Source organism: Gloeocapsa sp. PCC 7428, from assembly GCF_000317555.1.
Lineage (GTDB): Bacteria > Cyanobacteriota > Cyanobacteriia > Cyanobacteriales > Chroococcidiopsidaceae > Chroogloeocystis.
Window position 1 is genome coordinate 2,530,624 of the sequence record NC_019745.1, and the last position, 19,413, is coordinate 2,550,036.

A 19,413-nucleotide genomic window follows, 5' to 3' on the forward strand; every position below is an offset into this window, starting at 1 on the left:
ACAATTTGACTTAGCCGACATCGGATAGACATCTTATGTCATAAGTAATAGTTATGAACGACTTTGAATCTTTAGAGGCTTTGCGATGGACACCTGAAGCTAAAGCCAAGCTAAAAAACATTCCTTTTTTTGCGCGAACTCAAGCTAAAGCACGAATTGAGCAATTAGCGCGTGCCGCAGGGCAAGAAGTTGTCACAGTAGAGTTAGTTGAACAGGCAAGAGTAGAGTTTGGTCAGTAACCGCTTCTGGAAATCTTAATAGCAAGATGAAAACAGCTTAAAGCGAATTTAGTTGTTTGTTAATGAGTTGCTAGCACACCCTTAACGCTTCATGAGTAGGGTGTAATTGACTTCAACTACCTGTCATGACGCAGGCATTTCTTTGAGATGATGCTTGTCGCGTGCAAACAATATGAAAATATACCAAAAGCGGATTCTAAATGCCCGTTTTTACTGCGGTTTTAGCGTTATTGGGTTAGCAATATCTTTACCAGCACCTGCGTTAGCAAATGCGTGTCGAGAACCGAGTGCTATTCAGCACAATATAGCAAATTCAACAATCCAGCTTGCAAGTTGGGTAGATGCGCCACAAACTTTGATTCCAAAACTTGTACAAGATCTTGGACCTTGGCTTGCAGCTTACTTGAATCCCCCTCCCATACCAAACCTGCACGTCAGAGCAAAGCAGGCAAGAGTACCAATCATGATGTATCACGATATTTTGCCACAAAAACAAGTCTTCTTTGACGTTACACCGCAGGAATTTGCAACGCACCTCGAATTAATGCGATCGCACCAACTCACTCCCATTAGTTTGGCGCAATTAGTTACTCATCTTCGTACAGGAATACCACTACCAAAAAAGCCAATTTTGTTAACATTTGATGATGGTTACAGCGGTCATTATCAATACGTCTATCCCTTACTTAAAAAGTACGGCTATCCGGCTACTTTTTCAATTTATACATCTAATATTGGTAAAAATACAGGAAGACCACACGTTAGCTGGGAACAATTGCGGCAAATGGCGGCTGATCCTTTAGTCACGATCGCGGCTCACAGTGTAACGCATCCCGCCGATTTAAGAGATTTATCAGAAGCTCAATTGCGATTTGAAATTACTGAGTCAAAACGAATTCTAGAAACTCAGCTAGGGATGAGTATTGATTACTTTACATATCCGGTAGGGAAATATAATTCGCGAGTGACGCGCGTTGTGGAGCAAGCAGGGTATAAAGCCGCATTAACAATGGATGATTCGGCGGATCGCTTTGCGGGGCAATCTGAAAATCTTTTGGCGATCGCTCGTATCGGACAATCACGCTTAAAGCACGCGATCGCTGGTGCGTGGGGAGGTCCTCAATTACCTGCTTGGGGTGTAAAATTTGACTTTACGACGGATATTTCTGTTCAAACAACTACGATTGACTCTTCGCGACTCATCCTGATCGCTGGTGGTAAACCAATCACAATTCACGCCAAAAGCCGCTATCAAGTTCCACAAATTCTTGCAGGGAGTCCGGCGATCGCTGCTGTCGATGGCGGTTTCTTTTCGCTCAAATCCCTCGATTCTAATGTCATGATTGGACCTGTATTAAGTCACAGTGGCAAATTCGTTCCTGGAAACAATAGCGAAAATCGCAAGCTGAGCGGACGCCCTTTAGTACTTATCAATTCTCAAGCCGTTAAATTTGTTGCTTTTAACTCTCAACAGCACAACACGCTAGCCGGATTAAACGCCGCATTACCAAACGTCACCGATAGCTTTGTCGCAGCAGCATGGCTAGTCAAAGACAGTCAACCACAACCTGCAAGTACCTTTGGCAGTTTATTTGATTTTGATGCGGCTCGCCATCGAGCTTTTTGGGGTATCAATCAAGTAGGACAACCAACAATTGGGGTTTCTACAAAACTGATAGATTCAGTATCGCTAGGAATTACACTTGCTCAAGCTGGATTACGCGACGCCGTGATGCTCGACTCTGGCGCAAGTACTTCACTTGCTTACAAAGGAGAATCACTTGTCGGCTATACACCCCGCCCTGTACCTCATGTTGTGGCTTTAATTCCTCCACAGACAATGACTCAAAGCGATTGCGTTATGGCATCTAGGTAAGCAGAGGAGAAGAATATAATAACAAATTTTAAACTGTGCCCCAACCTGGTGGTGGTAAGGCAACTTGATCGTCTGGCTTCGATTGCGAAACGCGCTGCATACTGGCTGATAGCCAAATAAACATCTCTTGAAAATTAAGTCCTTTTAACTTCAGTGGCGATCGCACGACAATCTGGCTAAGGCGATCCATATTAGCACCCTCGACACCCACCGCAAAAAAGGCAACGCGCTTGCTGTTTTCATCATCTCTAATTCGCTGCGCTGCTTGCTCTACAAGACTTTCCAACTCGCCTTGTGGTTCGCCATCCGTAATCAAGAATACCCACGGACGATAGTAAGCAATACCGTTGTTGCGATATTCAGTTTTGCGCGCTTGAATTAAATCTAACCCTTGATGAATTGCTGCACCCATATGAGTCAAACCATGCGCGACAAGTGTCGGTGGCTCAAACTGATCGGCGGTAACGAACTCTTGAACGACTTTTACCTCAAAGTTGAAAGAAATAATCGCTACTTCAACTCGTTTTTTAGCAAGGCTGTCGCGATTCAACTCATCCCTAAATACTTTTAATCCTTCGTTGAGTGCTTCAATTGCTTCCCCCTGCATCGAACCAGATGTGTCAAGAAGAAGAACACATGGACACCGTGGTTCTGGGTTCTCGGCGAATTCTACAGCATCTTCAAGTTTCAAAATTTCTGGCATAGATCTATTTATGAAAATTCTCTAGTTATTGAAGCTACTACAGCATGAGCCGTAAGTTTTTTAAAATTAATTGATTATCTTAACAGACATAGCAAAAAACTACTCTACTCGTTAGATTTTGTCTGCCAAAGTCAAGGTTGCCTAATTTTAGATAATATGCTAGTCAATTTTTCTACTCTTTTAAGTAACTTTTCTACAAGCTCATTAAAATACTTGGGATATTCCTAAATCTGCTTTAGTTTTAAACTCTCAGCATCGAGGCTATCGCGAGCATCAAACCACAAGCCAGTTGGGAACTTTCTACAATAGCATTCTTACCTATTTGAGTTAAGATTCTCCTTTTTCAAGTCGGCTGTCTTACATTTGTATACTCTATAGTTTATAAAACACTTATCACAACTTTTGCTAAGCAAAAGACACTTAGCGCTTAAGACTAATTGTTTCTATTTAAGTTTCCCAACCATAATATCGGGCTAGTAGTAGAGAACAAGTTATACATAACAAAAGATAATCTTTGATAAAAATATAAATTGAAATCTACTTGTATATTTTTTTGACATAGTTGATTTGCGTACTAATTCATGAAATATCATCAATACAGATTGACAGCCTGATAGCATGGCTGAATAATCTAAGTATTTTCCAGGAATAAAGTAACACTAAGTTACAAATTACGCAACTCTGGTAATCATCAACGTTAGGTTTTAATTAGCCGCAGTGTTCATCGCAGCGATGAAAGCTTGCTGAGCCACCTGTTTGTAAGTCGTATCTAAGTAGTTCATCAGTATCTCAGACGAGTTAGCGTCAGAATCGTCAGCAAGATCGTGAGACAATGGAATTGCACCTAACATTTCTAAGACATCACTGCTCGTTGATGGCGCAATAACGACTAAGTTGGGATCGAGGGGTTCTTGATAGTGCCAAAACGATGTGCTCGTGACACTTGGTGCATTGTCTAGAGTAGATGAAGTCGTTTCTGGTTCAGTACTAACAACTTCTTCTTGGTGCGCGCTGCGTAACTCGCGCAAAGCGTCGATAATTTGATTTTTGGTACGTCCGCGTAGCTGAAATAAGACAAAAGGATCTTCACTAAAGCGATCGCCTAATTGATAATACACAGCACCGATATGCTTACAAGGATTTGCTTTATCAGGACACGAGCATTTGCTCCGCACTTCAGAAAGTGTAAACGGAAATAGTGATAGCCCATTTGCCGTGAAAACTTCTTCAATATTAGGTGGCATTTCACCTGCTAGGAGTTTTGCTGCAAAAATGGCGCGTTGCGACATCGTTTCAATGACGTAACTCCATTGTTCGTCGGTGAAAGGTTCTAAAAACAGCGAAACTTGATACGGTTCTGGTTCTGTACCTTGGACGCGTGCTGATACCTTTGCGCCTTCAAACTGGATACCTAAGATATTACCTTGACGCGCGTAATTGCGTGCGCGCTCCAGACGCTTTTTAAAGCGGTAGGAATCGAGGAGATCGAGCCAGCGTTGCGACCACCATTCGCGACTTGCTTGAAAGCTAAAATTGGTCATTCTGCATCCTCATCAATAACAGCGTTACGGTCGAGTACGAGTAAATTCCGCAATTGATCGGTATCTAATTCTGTCAACCACTGTTCGCCTGCACCTACAACTTGTTCAGCTAAAGCTTTTTTACTTTCGATCATTTCGTGAATTTTTTCTTCTAATGTTCCGGTACACACAAACTTATGCACTAAAACATTCCGTGTTTGACCGATACGAAAGACACGATCTGTCGCTTGGTTTTCTACCGCAGGATTCCACCAGCGATCAAAGTGAAAGACGTGATTTGCCCGTGTTAAATTCAACCCGACACCACCAGCTTTTAAAGAAAGAATCATAATCGGCGGACCTTGCGGATCGTGCTGAAAGCGATCGATCATTTCTTCGCGGTGTTTTTTGGAAGTACTGCCATAAAGAAACAAAATTTCGCGCTGTAAATGCTGTTGTAGATAGGGTTGCAGCAGTTTACCCCACTCGGCAAATTGCGTAAAAATTAACGCGCGATCGCCTTCGGCTAAAGCTTCCTCTAACATTTCTCCAAGGCGCAGTAGCTTTCCTGACTGACGCGGTTCGGCAATTTTGTTTTGCTTGAAATACTGTGCAGGGTGATTACAAATTTGTTTGAGTTTGACGAGTAATCCTAAAATCATGCCCCGCCGTTGCAATCCTTCTGCGGCGTCGATCTCCGCTAAAGATTCCTCGACAACTTGTTGATACAACGCGGCTTGTTCGGGGCTTATACCGCAAAACTCGGTCATTTCCTGCTTTTCAGGCAGATCTTGAATGATATCGCGATCTGTTTTAACGCGTCGCAGAATAAAAGGCTGAACGAGCGATCGCAACTGTGTAAGAGAATCAACATCGCCGTATTTTTCGATCGGCATTGCAAAGCGTCGTTGAAAAAATTGCCGCGTGCCTAAATAACCTGGATTGAGAAAATCCAAAATTGACCACAATTCTTGCAAGCGGTTTTCGACTGGGGTTCCTGTTAGGGCAATGCGAAACGCGGATTCGAGTTGGCGAATTGATTGCGACTGCTTCGCTTCAGGATTTTTAATATTTTGTGCCTCATCTAGCACAATTCCTTGCCACGAAACACTTTGTAGATCTTTAATATCGCGGTGAATCAACGCATAACTTGTAATGACTAAATCGTGCTTGCGCGCGGCGGTGACAAAGGTTTTACCTTTAGGACGCTTATCACCGTGGTGCAGCATCACTTTTAGCTGCGGTCCAAATTTCTTGACTTCACGCTCCCAGTTACCTAATACTGAAGTTGGACAAACAAGTAATGTGGGATTTTCTAGTGCCTCCTGCTCTTTCTGATGTAGCATAAAGGCAATAAACTGAATCGTTTTACCAAGTCCCATATCGTCGGCGAGACACGCGCCTAAGTTCCAGCGTTCGAGAAAAGCAAGCCAGCTAAAGCCGCGTACTTGATACGGACGCAGTTCGCCTTGAAAGCTTTTTGGTGGTGGTAAAAGCGCGATCGCCTGATTATTTGTCAGCGCGGACATTAATTCTTGTAGCGCCCCCGTTGCTTCAAAGTTGACGACGGGGAGTTTTTCAATCACCAAGCTGTCGCCGCTACTCAACCGTAAAGCATCTTCGAGTGATAGCGATAACTTATCTTTGCGACTTGCAAAAAAGCTTTGGGCGGTTTTGATGTCTTGCGATCGCAGTTCTACCCATTCGCCATTGATTTCTACTAACGGGCTATTTAACGCCACTAAACGGTCAAATTCAGCTTTCGATAAAGTTTGTCCGCCAATTGCTAATTCCCACTCGAAATTTAATAAACTTTGCAGCCCTACTCCTTGTTTTTCGCGCGGTGTTACAGCGCGGATTTTCAACCCTAAGCGATTTGCCCAACCTTCGCGATTTGCTAAACTTGGTGGTAAAATCACTCCTAATCCGCTGTCGGTAAACCTTGGCGCAATTGATTTGATAAAATCGTAGGCTTCGAGCGGCGTTAAACGACACGACGTTGGATATTGTTCGTCTAAACTTGTCGCTATCGGGGTAAATAAACGCGAAGCTAGCCCCAAGCCTCTTAAAAACGTTTCTTGTGGTTGATGAATCGTGCGATCGCCGATCGCCCACTCAGCAATCGGATGACGCCAAATGCTTGCTGCATCGACTACAAATTCTGGATCGCTAGCGGCTTGCAACCCGTATGCTAATGTCCACTCATTACCTGTTGCCGGTGGATGTAGGATAAAACAAGTCCGAATTTGAGCTTGGTTGATTTGATACTGAAGTGGTGCTGTCCAAGCATTCAGTACGGCGGCTAATCTTTCGAGTTGATTTGGTGCGGCTTTGACAGTTTCATCTGGCGTTGTTAATGCTTGTAACCATTCTGGTATCGGAGAGGGTGCATTTGGTAGCGTAGTGCCATTGAGGAACGTTCTAATCTGCGCGTCTATAGTGCTATCCAGAAAGCTTAATATCACTTCTTGTGGCGACGGTTGGCTCGCGTCATTGTCTTCTTCACCTGTGCGATAAGCTAGACAAACACTAGGCATGACTTTCGCAAATTTTTCGAGTCGCGAAGTATCGACGGCGCTATCTAAAAGCGATCGCCAGCTAGCCACGAATGAATCATCAGATTGGCTTAATGCGGGTAAGAACTTACAGCGACTCAGCAGATCCAAACTCCAACGCGCAACGTGCGACCAAAAGCGTAAATCGCCTCCTAGATACTCATCTTGACTTGCGCTACCCAATGGTAACGAAGTGAGAAACTGAAATGCTGCTAGAGGATCTAGATATAAACCTTGCACGCGCCAGGGTTTGAGTGTAGGGTCTGCATCTAAAGAAAACGCGGCTGAATGAATTGGATAACCTGTATCAGGATCGGTTGGTAAGGCAAGAATAGCAGTAGGCGATCGCTTAATTTCTACCACACTGTTCGCTTGTTTTGTCTTTCCTTTACGACTGCGTTCAGTCGTCGCAGTTTCTATAACTGGCAACGCCGATTTTAAGATATTACGCGACACCTGCGGCAAAAAGTCAGTTTTGCGTAGCCATTCATCTAATTCTGCTAAAGTCATTACCAACGGATGATCTAAAATTTCCGCTGTTAACGCGGCTTCTATCCCACCCAAAGACCGCCACGTCTCTCCCCAAATGAATAAGCTGTGATTTTCTACTAGCCAACTACCGTGTAAAATTGCCATTTACCAACTACTCGATCTGACACAAATACTTTTGTTTATTTAAACTAACCAGTATGCTAATTCAGCTAGCGTAAGTTTTAAATAACATTCTCTACTTTTATTCTAAAATGATATATTCTCTAACTGCTATCGCTTTGAGTATCTAAATTAAACGACCGAGTAAAATTAATATGTAAACAAAGCTTTTTAAATTGAAATATCTAAATCAACAGTAAAGCAAAAATTTGTTTATTGCCAAGGTAAGTAAGAATAGAAAAATATCTAGTTTGGATAAATAACTTGGTATTTATATTAGATCAAACTAAATTTTCTGAATACATCAATCATTATTATTTATGCTAAATTTATTGTACAACTAAAATAGCAATTCAAAAGATCCAACAAGATTGCTGCAAGTCAGCGTACTGCATCTAAATCATCTAAGTTATATCACACCAAGATTCTCTTTGGTTTTGGAGACGAAGTTAGCTGCGGTTAAAGCATAAAAATCTTTTGATGTAGCATTATTAACTAATTCTTCATACGCTGCTTTAGCAAATGGGCGTCTATGTGATACATGGACGCTTTGTGTAAATTCCTGTAAATATCAGCTACAAATGTTAGTAAAAAAACATACTTCAATTAATATATAGAACCTTTTTTCTACTGACATATACATAGACCTAAAACCCTACTCTCTATTCTTGTAACGTTAGTTTCTAATTTGTCATTCGCTGCAAGGCAGTCATAGGGCTAGAAATGCTAGGATTGCCACAGAAAAAGAAAGTGACAAAGAAGGACAAAAAACTTAATGGTAGAGATTGATAGGTCAATATCCTTTGACGGAAGGGATATTAGATTGACCGTAGGTCTACTAGCACCCCAAGCTGGTGGGTCAGTTTTAATGCAATCTGGGGACACCGCTGTATTAGTAACAGCTACCCGCTCTGCCGCAAGGGAAGGCATTGATTTTCTGCCGCTAACGGTAGACTACGAAGAAAGACTATATTCCGTTGGTCGGATTCCTGGTGGTTTTCTCCGGCGCGAGGGACGCCCACCCGAAAAAGCAATTCTCACTAGCCGTTTAATAGACCGTCCACTACGCCCTTTATTTCCCCAGTGGTTGCGCGATGACTTACAGATTGTCGCAACAACTTTATCGATGGACGAGTTAGTTCCACCTGATGTATTAGCTGTAACAGGTGCATCGCTAGCGGTGCTGTTAGCAAAAATACCGTTTGATGGTCCGATGGCAGCTGTGCGGGTTGGTTTAGTCGGAGATGACTTTATTATCAATCCCACGTATGCAGAAATTGAGGCGGGAGATTTAGATTTAGTTGTCGCCGGATCGCCAGCAGGCGTGATTATGGTGGAAGCTGGCGCTAATCAATTGCCGGAACAAGACATCATTGAGGCAATTGATTTCGGTTACGAAGCTGTACAAGACTTAATTCAGGCACAAAGAGACCTGATAGCGGAGCTTGGAATAGAGACGGTATACGAGGAACCGCCCGCCGAAGTAGAGCCGACCTTAATCGAGTTTATTCGCGATCGCGCCCAAGCACCAGTCAAACAAATTTTGTCGCAATTTGACCTCGACAAAAATAACCGCGATGCTGCGTTAGATGCCGTCAAAGAAGAAATTGTTGCAGCGATCGCCGAACTTCCCGAAGAAGACCCGATCCAAGTTGCTGCAACGACAAACAGCAAAGCTGTAGGCAACACATTTAAAGACTTGACCAAAAAACTCATGCGCCGTCAAATTGTCGAAGATGGCGTTCGCGTTGATGGTCGTAAGCTTGATGAAGTTCGCCCAGTGTCTTGTCGTGTAGACGTTCTTCCAAAACGAGTTCATGGCAGCGGCTTATTTAATCGCGGACTCACCCAAGTGCTATCTGCGTGTACGCTGGGTACACCAGGAGATGCGCAAAACTTATCCGACGATCTGCAACAAGATTTAGAAAAGCGCTATATCCATCACTACAACTTCCCGCCATTCTCTGTAGGAGAAACCAAGCCACTACGCGCTCCAGGGCGTCGGGAAATTGGTCACGGGGCGCTCGCCGAACGCGCTTTAATTCCAGTGTTACCACCTAAAAATGAATTTCCCTACGTCATTCGCGTTGTATCTGAAGTTCTCTCTTCCAACGGTTCCACGTCGATGGGTTCGGTTTGCGGTTCGACACTGGCGTTAATGGATGCAGGCGTTCCCCTTATCAAACCTGTCAGTGGCGCAGCAATGGGCTTAATCAAAGAAGGTGATGAAGTCCGCGTCCTTACCGATATTCAGGGTATAGAAGACTTTTTAGGCGACATGGACTTTAAAGTTGCAGGGACAGATAGCGGGATTACAGCCTTGCAAATGGATATGAAAATCCCAGGTTTACCCTTAGAAATCATTGAACAAGCGGTCAAGCAAGCCTTGCCAGCACGATTGCACATTTTAGAAAAAATGCTGCAAGCAATTGACAATCCGCGTACCGAGATGTCGCCTTTTGCCCCACGGCTACTAACAATTAAGATCGATCCAGAGATGATCGGGATGTTAATTGGACCTGGAGGTAAGACAATTAAAGGCATTACCGAGGAAACTGGAGCCAAAATTGACATCGAAGATGATGGCACGGTGACAATCTCTGCGATTGATGAAAGCAAAGCCAAACGCGCCAGAAACATCGTTCAAGGTATGACGCGCAAGCTGAACGAGGGCGATGTTTACGCGGGTAAAGTCACTCGCATTATTCCGATCGGTGCTTTTGTCGAATTCTTGCCTGGTAAAGAAGGCATGATTCATATTTCTCAGCTTGCGGATTACCGTGTGGGTAGAGTCGAGGATGAAGTTGCAGTCGGTGATGAAGTTATTGTCAAAGTTAGAGAGTTAGACAGCAAAGGTCGGATTAACCTAACGCGCTTAGGAATTCATCCTGACCAAGCCGCCGCCGCGCGCGAAGCCGCAACAACGAATCAATAATCTATTCACAGCAATTAGCAATGAGCGGTTGGCAATTAGCTAAATACGAATGGCTAATAGCTAATCGCTTTGTTAATCCGTGACATTCTAGACTCTGTTTTAACCCTGCTCTCTACGGGCAAGTCAGTGCCTTGCCCCTCTGACCTCTAACCTCTGCTATAGAATTCGCAAGTAAAATGTGACATTGATCCCTTAAAGCTTTAAACTATTTTTACATTTCATCGTGTTTTAAATTGGGATTGATTGAGTCACCTGTGCGAAAAATAGTTATTGCCGGTAATTGGAAAATGTATAAAACCCAGGCAGAATCTCTGGAGTTCTTGCAAGGATTTATGCCGAGTTTGGAGCAAACACCAGAAGCACGAGAAGTCGTGCTATGCGCTCCATTTACTGCACTATCGTTAATTTCTAAAAATCTTCACGGAAGCCGCGTGCAGTTAGGCGCACAAAATGTCCACTGGGAAGTTCAAGGAGCTTATACAGGTGAAATTGCGGCTCCCATGCTCACAGAAATTGGCGTACGTTACGCGATCGTTGGTCACAGTGAACGGCGACAATTCTTTGGCGAGACGGATGAAACAGTCAATAAAAGATTAATAGCAGCCCAAGCGCATGGTTTGACTCCAATTTTATGTGTAGGAGAAACGAAGCAACAACGCGATGCGGGTGAAACCGAAGCACTCATTTCGATGCAGTTGGAAAAAGATCTGGTGAAAGTCGATCAGCAAAATCTGATCATTGCATACGAACCAATCTGGGCAATTGGAACGGGTGATACGTGCGAAGCCTCTGAAGCAAACCGCGTGATTGGGTTGATTCGCAGTCAGTTAAGTTATCCTGATACGCCAATTCAATACGGTGGTTCAGTGAAGCCAAACAATATTGATGAAATTATGGCACAACCAGAGATTGACGGTGCTTTAGTCGGAGGGGCAAGCTTAGAACCAGGTAGTTTTGCCCGAATTGTCAATTATCAGTAGCGGCGACTCAGAGTTAACTCAATGGCAGCCTTAAACTCGTTTGAGTGGGGTAAGCGTACCTATTTAATGGGAGTGTTGAATGTTACGCCAGACAGCTTTAGTGATGGTGGCGAGTTTAACACCCCACCTTCTGCGTTAGCTCAAGCACGGCACTTAGTCGCCGCTGGTGCAGATATTCTTGATATCGGCGGACAATCCACGCGCCCAGGTGCAGAAGAAGTTTCACCTGAAGAAGAACGAGAGCGCGTATTGTCTGTATTACAAGTTTTGCGTCCAGAAATATCTATTCCCATTTCTGTTGATACGACACGAGCAACTGTTGCTAAAGCTGCGATCGCGGCTGGTGCAGATATTATTAATGACATTTCTGGCGGAACTTTTGATGTGGATATGTTACCAACTGTAGCTGAGCTTGGTGTACCAATTGTGTTAATGCATATTCGCGGTACACCACAAACGATGCAACAACATACTGAATACGAAGATTTAATCGGGGAGATTTATGCGTTTTTAGCAAGTCGAATTAGTGCGGCGATCGCCGCCGGAATTCCGCAAAATCGCATCATTATCGATCCTGGTATTGGCTTTGCTAAAAAATACAATCAAAGTATTGAACTTATCCGCAAATTAGCAGAATTTCGCTCGCTCAATTGTCCCATTTTAGTGGGACCATCGCGAAAAAGTTTCATCGGACATATCTTAAATCAACCAGAACCTAAAGCACGAGTTTGGGGAACCGCCGCCGCGTGTTGTGCAGCTATAGCTAATGGTGCAGATATTCTCCGAGTCCATGATGTGCGAGAAATGCATGATGTCTGCCGCGTTGCTGATACTTTATTTAGATAGTTCTAGATAAATACTTATAATCTGTTTATAACAACTATTTAAGTTTGAGAGCTAATTTCTTGCCGGTTATCTTTCAGTATTCAGAATTAAAAATCTTAAAGTCTTACAGTATGGCAGATCAAAATTTAATGCTGAATAGGGTGCTTCTCAATTGAGAATCTATAAAATTGAATTAGGTTTATCACAAGAATGTGAGCAATTTTGCTATGAAGACACTAGCTAAATGGTCTGTAGATGACTATCACCGGATGGTCGAAGCGGGTATTCTGCGAGACCGCCGTGTAGAATTGCTAGTAGGTGAAATTGTTGAGATGAGTCCAGAAACCCCAATTCATTACACCACAGCAAAACGAGGAGCAAAATATTTAGAACAATTGCTATCAGGGAAAGCAGATGTTCGCCTCAATGGTCCTATTACTCTATCCGATTCAGAGCCTGAGCCTGATATTGCAATTGTTCGACTTCCAGAGTCAGCGTAGAGCGATCGCCATCCTGCTCCTCAAGATATCTTCTGGATTGTAGAAGTTGCCAAGACAAGTGTAAAGAAAGAATTGGAGATTAAGAGTGCAATTTATGCAACTGCTGCGATTCAAGAATATTGGGTTTTAGACTTATCTGCTCAGCAGATGAGCGTGTTTAGAAATCCTCAACAGGGGAAGTATGTTGAAGAATATACGATTAAAGAAGGAATGATTAAACCATTAGCATTTGCAGATGTTTCAGTGTCTATTGAAAAGCTTTTATCTTGAGGTAGTAATGCAGTGGAGCCAACAGCCTTGACTTAGTGCTGAGTTTAGTCTTATCTGCTGTTATCTACCTTTGCCGTTGACTAGTTTAAGTCTTTGGTGAAGGAAGCACCTAAAGTTTGTTAGCGATCTGTTTGTTGGGCTGCTTTGCCTCTAGACAAGGTAAATACTAGTTGTCTACTAGAGTTACAGTTAAATTAATAGTTTGTAGCCACTGCAAAGCTAAACACCTCCATGTCACTTCGTGTTTTTATTAGAAGACCAACCGCAGAGGATTATCAAGGATTGTTATCCCTTCACCAAAGAAGCCAAGATTTCCATTTTCCTTGGGTTTTTCCTCCATTAAATGAACAGGAGTGCAAAGACTACATTAATCGTTGCCAAAACGAAGACTTTGAAGGTTTACTGATTTGTCATTCTACTAACAATAAAATTATTGGAGTAGCAAATTTAAGTCAAATTTTCTATCGAGCGTTTCAAAATGCTTACCTTGGTTATTACGTTGATGTCAATTTTGCGGGTCAAGGATTTATGTCAGAAGGTGTACGTTTAGCAATTGATTACGCTTTTTATACACTTGGCTTACATCGAGTTGAAGCCAATATCCAGCCTGAAAACACTGCTTCAATCAATTTAGTAAAGCGATTACGTTTCACAAAAGAGGGCTTTTCTCAACGATATCTAAAAATCAATGGAGAATGGCGTGACCATGAACGGTGGGCGTTGACCTTTGAAGATTGGGTATGATGCGATAACAAGTGTAAAAAAGGTGGGTTATACCCACCTGTTCGCTTAGTACTCAGGTACCGAAGCATCAACTTCGCGACTCCAAGCGGTAATCCCACCTTTAACGTTGGTTCCCTCAATTCCTGCCTCTTTGAGAATCCCTAACGCTTTCGCGGATCGTCCGCCCATCTTACAATGCGCAATTAAACGATGACCGTTGAGTATTTCTTTCACTTTCTCGACGCCTGCACCGCTTTCAATATCGGGTAACGGAACTAGGACAGAACCTGGAATTTTGGCAATTTCGTATTCGTTGGGATTGCGCACGTCAAGTAGTACAAAATCATCTGCACCGCTATCGAGCAATTCCTTTAATTCCTGCACGGTCATTTCTTGCATTTCCATCTGTCGCTTCTCCTCTTCGGCTTTTGCTTGGGGAATACCACAGAAAAATTCGTAGTCGATGAGTTTATCGATGACGGGACGTTCAGGGTTTGGACGCAACTTCAACTCGCGGAACTTCATATCGAGGGCATTGTAAAGCATCAGTCGCCCGCTGAGGGTATTGCCTTGACCCAAGATAATTTTAATCGTTTCTGTCGCTTGAATGGTGCCAATAATACCGCACAAAACCCCAAGTACGCCACCTTCAGCACACGAAGGAACCATCCCTGGCGGTGGGGGTTCGGGATATAAGTCGCGGTAGTTAGGACCGCCTTCGTAGTTAAATACGGTTGCTTGTCCTTCAAACCGGAAGATCGAACCGTAAACATTCGGCTTGTTTAACAGTACACACGCATCGTTGACGAGATACCGCGTCGGAAAGTTGTCGGTACCATCCACAACAACATCATAAGGCTCCATAATGTCTAGCGCATTGTCTGCACTCAGACGCGTCTCATACAAATCAACTTGGCAACTCGGATTGATTTCTAAGATGCGGTTTTTTGCTGATTCAATTTTAGGTTTACCTACCCAGGATGTGCTATGAATAACTTGACGTTGCAGGTTAGAACTATCAACGACATCAAAATCAACGATACCGATGCGTCCAATACCCGCTGCGGCGAGATAAAGTAGTAGGGGTGAACCAAGCCCACCAGTACCAATACACAAAACACTTGCACTTTTGAGGCGTTTTTGACCTTCTAACCCTACCTCTGGCAAAATGATATGGCGCGAATATCGTTCGTATTCTTCTTTTGTTAACTGGATTTCATCCAGATTGGGATTGAGCATAGCAGTGTGTGAAGGAACGGACTTTTGATCCTATCTAAAGATAGCGTTTGGATGTTTGGATTTTTGTAGTTTTTAAAGTAACGACTCGATGCGTTCTGTAACGATCAGATTTTCTGAGTGGAATTGATGACGATCGTCGAGGCTCCAGTTTTGGAGATCATCGCATTCGCCATTGACTACCGAAACTATGATATATGAGTATTGTTGCCAAGCAAAGAGACGATCGCATTCGGAAGGAATTGCCGGATGATTCGGGTGTGAGTGGTAAATACCAATTATATCTAAATCGCGATCGCGTGCGGTTTTTTGGATTTTTAACATTTCTTGCGGAGCGATCGCATACCGGTCAATTTTGCCATGATTGGTAGAATCATCTTCCCATTCAAGTGCTGCGGCGTGCCAAGCATTTTCGGTTGCGACAACTTCGGTGACGAATTTTTGGTCGTCAACCGCTTTACCCAAGAGTAAACCACAGCATTCTTCTGGGTACGTGTTTTCGGCGTGCGCGCGAATCGCTTGTAGCTGTGGTGGAGAGATATTTAATACCATATTGCGTTGCTAGTGGTGTTTACCTGCGCCAAGATAAAGTTCGCCGACTTTGGGATCGTTAAGTAATTCACTACCTGAACCGGTAAAGCGATCGCGTCCTGTATCAAGTACATAACCCCGATGCGCCATTGCTAATGCTTTGCGCGCATTTTGTTCTACAAGCACAATTGCTGTCCCCGTCTTGTTAATTTGCTGTATTTGCTCGAATACACTATTGACTAACAACGGTGAAAGTGCTGCGCTAGGTTCATCTAATAACAGTAAACTCGGTTCTAGCATCAATGCTCTCCCCATTGCTAACATTTGGCGTTCTCCTCCTGAAAGTGTTCCTGCTTTTTGGCGGCGGCGATTCGCCAGAACAGGGAAAGTCGTGTATATTTTCTCTTTGAGTTCACTTAAGGGCGTATTCCGAATAAAAGCCCCCATTTCTAAGTTTTCTTCTACACTCAAAGACGGAAACACATTTGCAATTTGCGGTACATAACACATCCCGCGCTGTACAATTTGATTTGATTTAAGTCCAGCGATATTTTCGTTGTTAAAAGTGATTTTCCCGCGTTGCGGATTCAATAGCCCAAATATCGTTTTTGCTAATGTTGATTTTCCTGCACCATTAGGACCAATAACTGCAACTAATTCTCCAGGGAAGATATGAAAATTGATTCCTTGCAGGATGTCTAAGTCTTTAACATAACCCGCCCAGACATCCTCAACTTCTAACAAAGGAGTCGTTTGCATCATACGCGTACAGCCAAAAGAGGTGAAGTATGAATATTATCCTGCAACCTTCAGCTTTTAGCTGCATAACTAATTGCGACGATTAAATTAAGTACAATTCGTTGGGTATTAAGGCTGTGTTTGAAAAATCTCCTAACTTAATATTTACTTAAGGATTTTTTTGCAACTCAGGTCTTTCTTCTGGAACAATTGCGCCCTCAACAGGGCAAACCTGAATACAAATACCGCAGTCAATGCAGGTAGCAAAATCAATCCAGAACCATTCCGTACCCTTCATGTTTTTTCCTGGTCCAGGGTGAATACAAGCCACAGGACAAGCATCAACGCAGTCAGCAACTCCTTCACAAGTTTCTGTAACGATTGTATGCGGCATAACCTTCTCTCTTCTGCTTCTTTAAACTAGATAGATTAGAATATTTTTTGATTCTAACAAAAAAACTTTATTTTAAGTTTCCTTGTCCTTATCTCTTGCTGCCAAAAGTCAGCCGATGTATAAATCTTTTCCTTTTTATTTTTATTATATAAATAGCTAATCAAACTGAATTATTAATCTCTTCCTTAAGTATGTTGTAAGTGCTATTAATAACTATTTACTACCTTATTACTACTTAATAAAATTAACTTTAAGTATGATTTTTTTAAAGAATACAGTGTTTTTTAGTAGGATTAATTAGTTTTTTTTTAAACTATAAATTCAAATATTTAATATACAGTTAAAAATAAGCTGACTTGTATTTTAATTAACAATCTAGCTTGATAAAGTCTTATTGAAGGAGGATGCCTAAGAAGTGTTAAAGATGGTAGAATTGCGTTCACGCGCGGGAGGAAGCTCCGCACCGCAGTAGCTCCCCAAATTTGGGGGACTTCGACTTCAAAACCTTGTTGTAGGAACGAGTGAAGGTGGCAGTTTCAATTCCTGATTAGTGAGGCTTTTTTGTGAATGCGATCGCTTCTATTATAGGTAAACCTTCCGGTTTAATCCAAGCAATTTGTTGAATGCGGCGGTGACGGGCGTACTCGCGAATCGTATCAGGATCGCTATCGCTTAAATTCAATTCAACGCGTACAAGATGTTGCGAAGCGCGTAGTTTAGCAGCATAGGCAAAGGCTGCGGTATAAGCTTGGGGAGTTTTGGGAACAACTAACCAATGACTTGCAGGAGTTGCGTGAGGAAGTTGTTGTGAGGGAAGTAAAACTTGATGTAAATCTTCGATATTCAGCGAAAATCCAATTCCTGGAATTGTTTCGGCTTGTGGGTGATACAGTCCTAAGAGTTGATCGTAACGTCCGCCTTGCCCAATAATTCTTGCAGGATGAGTATTGCTGACGACTTTAAACACAATTCCGGTGTAGTAGTCGAAGGTTTGGATCAAACTCAAGTCTAAGATAATTGCTTGTGATGATATCGGACACTCATCTAATAAAGCAAACAGTGACTTCAGGTAGTTGAGTGCTTCAGTTTGAGGTATTTGTAAATCGAGAGAGGCGAGTTTTTGTAAGATATCAGCAGGACGCCCGCGTAAGTCAAGCATCATCAGGGCGCGATCGCGTAATTCGCGGTTGAGGGGTAAGGTTTCTAGTGTAATTCGATCGAGGTTGGCGATCGCATACCGAACTTGTTCGCGCAAATTTGCGGGAAACGTTGATAATAGCGATCGCGCGATTCCGGCTTCGCCTAAGATCAGACACCAGTTATTTAAACTGAGTTCTTGCATACACTCAGCAAGCAACAGTAAAATTTCCGCATCTGCTAGCCAACCTTTAGCACCGAGTAATTCAACGCCTGCTTGATAAAATTCTTGTTGCTGATTGTGGTTACTACTTGACGCGCGGCGAAAAACATTAGCATTGTAGTATAAGCGTTGCGGATACATCGATCCTGCCATGCGCGTCACAGCAGCGCGGGCGATAGATGCGGTAAGTTCGGGGCGTAGTCCGATTTCGCCTTCGTCAGATTGCAGTTGAATGAGTTGCGATCGCTCGACTGCACCACCTGCCATTAAGGTATCGAGGTGTTCTAATGTTGAAGTAATAATGCGGTGATAGCCCCAACGGTGAAAGACTTGCTGCAATCGTTCTTCGATCCAACGTTTTTGTGCTACATCTAGGGGCAATAAGTCCCGCGCCCCTGCTGGCGACTGATATACCATTACTTTTTCTTCCCGCCAAATAAACCACCAAACAAACCACTACCCCCATTATTGGCTTTTCCTGGACTCGGCTGAGGTACCGACGCCGATTTTGTACTCGATGTTTGTGTTGCTTGATTGAGTAATTTCTTTGCTTTAAGTGCCATTGGTTCTTGAGGATTCAACTGCAATGCTTTATTAATATGAACCTTCGCCATAGTGACTTGATTTTGCTTCAAATACAAGAATCCCATCAAGCTATGGCAGCTACTATTATTTGGTTCTAACTTGAGTGCATCTTGTAACTCAATCCGCGCTTGTACGAAGTTACTGTTTTCCATACAAGCTTGCGCGCGGCGATAATATTGCTCGACAGCGCTACTAGGTTGGGGGATGGGGGTTGGTTGTGATGTTGGGTGAGGATTGGGAGTAATAGGCGTTACTGGTTTCGGTTGCTGAATACTACTCGCACCTTTACGCATCAAGTAAACTAAATTGAGTTCGCTAAGAGTGCCAATAATATCGAAAACTTGCTCGAAATTCTCATACTGTTTTGCGGCTAGCTGGTGAAGTGAAGTTTGATAAAAGTGTTCAATATTGCTTGCTTGAGCTAACTTTTGTGCTAGTTTAGATTTTAATTCAACGGTAGTTGGTTTTTGTGCCAGACGCTTGCTCATTTCTCTTAGCACAACAAGATGTTCAGCACGGTTACGCTCTTTAGAGAATTGTTCGTAGGCAGGATTGACAATTTTTGAGAGTAGTTGATTGGCGAGTTGTTTTTCTTCTGGAGTGGTGGCTGCACAACTATCAGGGTGTAAACGACGGGCTATTTGCAGATAACGTTTGCGAATTTGCTCGAAATCTGCATCGACAGGAATGCCGAGAACTGCATGGTGGTCAGTGAGATCATACTGGAATAAGCCACGGTCGATTTTAAATGACATAGAACCTTGTGCCACCTGCAAAGCCTATAAGTTGTTT

The 19,413-nt window shown here is 43.0% G+C and carries 15 protein-coding genes and 1 pseudogene; 7 read left to right on the plus strand and 9 right to left on the minus strand.

All coding sequences use genetic code 11. The annotated features are described in order from the left end of the window. The first annotated feature begins 53 nt into the window (after positions 1–53). Together GLO7428_RS11025 and GLO7428_RS11030 are read left to right on the plus strand one after the other, a co-directional pair. Positions 54–239: a PCP reductase family protein gene (locus tag GLO7428_RS11025; RefSeq protein ID WP_015188629.1), complete on the plus strand. Its 186-nt coding sequence runs from the start codon at positions 54–56 to the stop codon at positions 237–239. 172 nt (positions 240–411) lie between these two features. Continuing rightward, positions 412–2,115 carry a polysaccharide deacetylase family protein gene (locus GLO7428_RS11030; RefSeq protein ID WP_015188630.1) on the plus strand — a complete coding sequence of 568 codons (1,704 nt, stop codon included), beginning with the start codon at positions 412–414 and terminating at the stop codon, positions 2,113–2,115. Positions 2,116–2,143: 28 nt separating this feature from the next. On the opposite strand, the gene GLO7428_RS11035 is transcribed toward GLO7428_RS11030, so the two are convergent. The 3 genes from GLO7428_RS11035 to GLO7428_RS11045 all read right to left on the minus strand — a co-directional run bounded on the left by GLO7428_RS11035 (position 2,144) and on the right by GLO7428_RS11045 (position 7,529). Then, entirely contained in the window at positions 2,144–2,818 is a 675-nt protein-coding gene (locus tag GLO7428_RS11035) for a VWA domain-containing protein (RefSeq protein ID WP_015188631.1), read from the minus strand. Between the two features lie 704 nt (positions 2,819–3,522). Next, positions 3,523–4,359 carry an SWIM zinc finger family protein gene (locus GLO7428_RS11040; RefSeq protein WP_015188632.1) on the minus strand — a complete coding sequence of 279 codons (837 nt, stop codon included), beginning with the start codon at positions 4,357–4,359 and terminating at the stop codon, positions 3,523–3,525. Continuing rightward, positions 4,356–7,529, minus strand: a complete 3,174-nt coding sequence (locus GLO7428_RS11045) for a DEAD/DEAH box helicase (protein ID WP_015188633.1) — start codon at positions 7,527–7,529, stop codon at positions 4,356–4,358. The genes GLO7428_RS11040 and GLO7428_RS11045 overlap by 4 nt, the downstream gene beginning before the upstream one ends. A gap of 790 nt (positions 7,530–8,319) precedes the next feature. Between GLO7428_RS11045 and GLO7428_RS11050 the strand changes: the two genes are divergently transcribed. From GLO7428_RS11050 to GLO7428_RS11070, 5 genes and pseudogenes are all read left to right on the plus strand, one after another. Beyond that, on the plus strand, positions 8,320–10,479 hold the full coding sequence (locus tag GLO7428_RS11050) for a polyribonucleotide nucleotidyltransferase (RefSeq protein WP_015188634.1): 2,160 nt from the start codon (positions 8,320–8,322) through the stop codon (positions 10,477–10,479). 254 nt (positions 10,480–10,733) lie between these two features. Continuing rightward, positions 10,734–11,459, plus strand: coding sequence for a triose-phosphate isomerase (tpiA, locus tag GLO7428_RS11055; RefSeq protein WP_015188635.1), 726 nt, complete (start codon positions 10,734–10,736; stop codon positions 11,457–11,459). Between the two features lie 21 nt (positions 11,460–11,480). Continuing rightward, a complete protein-coding gene (gene folP, locus GLO7428_RS11060) occupies positions 11,481–12,305 on the plus strand; it encodes a dihydropteroate synthase (RefSeq protein WP_015188636.1) in 825 nt (274 codons plus the stop codon). Positions 12,306–12,511: 206 nt separating this feature from the next. Beyond that, a pseudogene (locus tag GLO7428_RS11065) lies at positions 12,512–13,054 on the plus strand (Uma2 family endonuclease). A 231-nt stretch (positions 13,055–13,285) separates the two neighbouring features. Continuing rightward, a complete protein-coding gene (locus tag GLO7428_RS11070) occupies positions 13,286–13,798 on the plus strand; it encodes a GNAT family N-acetyltransferase (protein WP_015188637.1) in 513 nt (170 codons plus the stop codon). A gap of 45 nt (positions 13,799–13,843) precedes the next feature. On the opposite strand, the gene moeB is transcribed toward GLO7428_RS11070, so the two are convergent. The 6 genes from moeB to GLO7428_RS11100 all read right to left on the minus strand — a co-directional run bounded on the left by moeB (position 13,844) and on the right by GLO7428_RS11100 (position 19,376). Next, complete coding sequence (gene moeB / locus GLO7428_RS11075; RefSeq protein ID WP_015188638.1) at positions 13,844–15,016, minus strand: molybdopterin-synthase adenylyltransferase MoeB; 1,173 nt, start codon at positions 15,014–15,016, stop codon at positions 13,844–13,846. Between the two features lie 72 nt (positions 15,017–15,088). After that, positions 15,089–15,565 (minus strand): Mov34/MPN/PAD-1 family protein, encoded by a 477-nt coding sequence (locus tag GLO7428_RS11080; protein ID WP_015188639.1) that lies wholly within the window; start codon positions 15,563–15,565, stop codon positions 15,089–15,091. Between the two features lie 9 nt (positions 15,566–15,574). Then, a complete protein-coding gene (locus tag GLO7428_RS11085; protein ID WP_015188640.1) occupies positions 15,575–16,306 on the minus strand; it encodes an ABC transporter ATP-binding protein in 732 nt (243 codons plus the stop codon). Between the two features lie 145 nt (positions 16,307–16,451). Next, positions 16,452–16,676 carry a 4Fe-4S dicluster domain-containing protein gene (locus tag GLO7428_RS11090; RefSeq protein WP_015188641.1) on the minus strand — a complete coding sequence of 75 codons (225 nt, stop codon included), beginning with the start codon at positions 16,674–16,676 and terminating at the stop codon, positions 16,452–16,454. Between the two features lie 547 nt (positions 16,677–17,223). Further along, positions 17,224–18,453, minus strand: coding sequence for an ATP phosphoribosyltransferase regulatory subunit (locus GLO7428_RS11095; RefSeq protein ID WP_015188642.1), 1,230 nt, complete (start codon positions 18,451–18,453; stop codon positions 17,224–17,226). Then, a complete protein-coding gene (locus GLO7428_RS11100) occupies positions 18,453–19,376 on the minus strand; it encodes a J domain-containing protein (protein ID WP_015188643.1) in 924 nt (307 codons plus the stop codon). Before GLO7428_RS11100 ends, GLO7428_RS11095 begins: the two co-directional genes overlap by 1 nt. Positions 19,377–19,413 lie beyond the last annotated feature (37 nt).

Bases quoted from the DNA above. Each gene is read 5' to 3' on its own strand.
- GLO7428_RS11025 (WP_015188629.1), top strand. From the start codon at position 54: ATGAACGACTTTGAATCTTTAGAGGCTTTGCGATGGACACCTGAAGCT.
- GLO7428_RS11030 (WP_015188630.1), top strand. From the start codon at position 412: ATGAAAATATACCAAAAGCGGATTCTAAATGCCCGTTTTTACTGCGGT.
- GLO7428_RS11035 (WP_015188631.1), bottom strand. From the start codon at position 2,818: ATGCCAGAAATTTTGAAACTTGAAGATGCTGTAGAATTCGCCGAGAAC.
- GLO7428_RS11040 (WP_015188632.1), bottom strand. From the start codon at position 4,359: ATGACCAATTTTAGCTTTCAAGCAAGTCGCGAATGGTGGTCGCAACGC.
- GLO7428_RS11045 (WP_015188633.1), bottom strand. From the start codon at position 7,529: ATGGCAATTTTACACGGTAGTTGGCTAGTAGAAAATCACAGCTTATTC.
- GLO7428_RS11050 (WP_015188634.1), top strand. From the start codon at position 8,320: ATGGTAGAGATTGATAGGTCAATATCCTTTGACGGAAGGGATATTAGA.
- folP (WP_015188636.1), top strand. From the start codon at position 11,481: ATGGCAGCCTTAAACTCGTTTGAGTGGGGTAAGCGTACCTATTTAATG.
- GLO7428_RS11070 (WP_015188637.1), top strand. From the start codon at position 13,286: ATGTCACTTCGTGTTTTTATTAGAAGACCAACCGCAGAGGATTATCAA.
- moeB (WP_015188638.1), bottom strand. From the start codon at position 15,016: ATGCTCAATCCCAATCTGGATGAAATCCAGTTAACAAAAGAAGAATAC.
- GLO7428_RS11080 (WP_015188639.1), bottom strand. From the start codon at position 15,565: ATGGTATTAAATATCTCTCCACCACAGCTACAAGCGATTCGCGCGCAC.
- GLO7428_RS11085 (WP_015188640.1), bottom strand. From the start codon at position 16,306: ATGATGCAAACGACTCCTTTGTTAGAAGTTGAGGATGTCTGGGCGGGT.
- GLO7428_RS11090 (WP_015188641.1), bottom strand. From the start codon at position 16,676: ATGCCGCATACAATCGTTACAGAAACTTGTGAAGGAGTTGCTGACTGC.
- GLO7428_RS11095 (WP_015188642.1), bottom strand. From the start codon at position 18,453: ATGGTATATCAGTCGCCAGCAGGGGCGCGGGACTTATTGCCCCTAGAT.
- GLO7428_RS11100 (WP_015188643.1), bottom strand. From the start codon at position 19,376: ATGTCATTTAAAATCGACCGTGGCTTATTCCAGTATGATCTCACTGAC.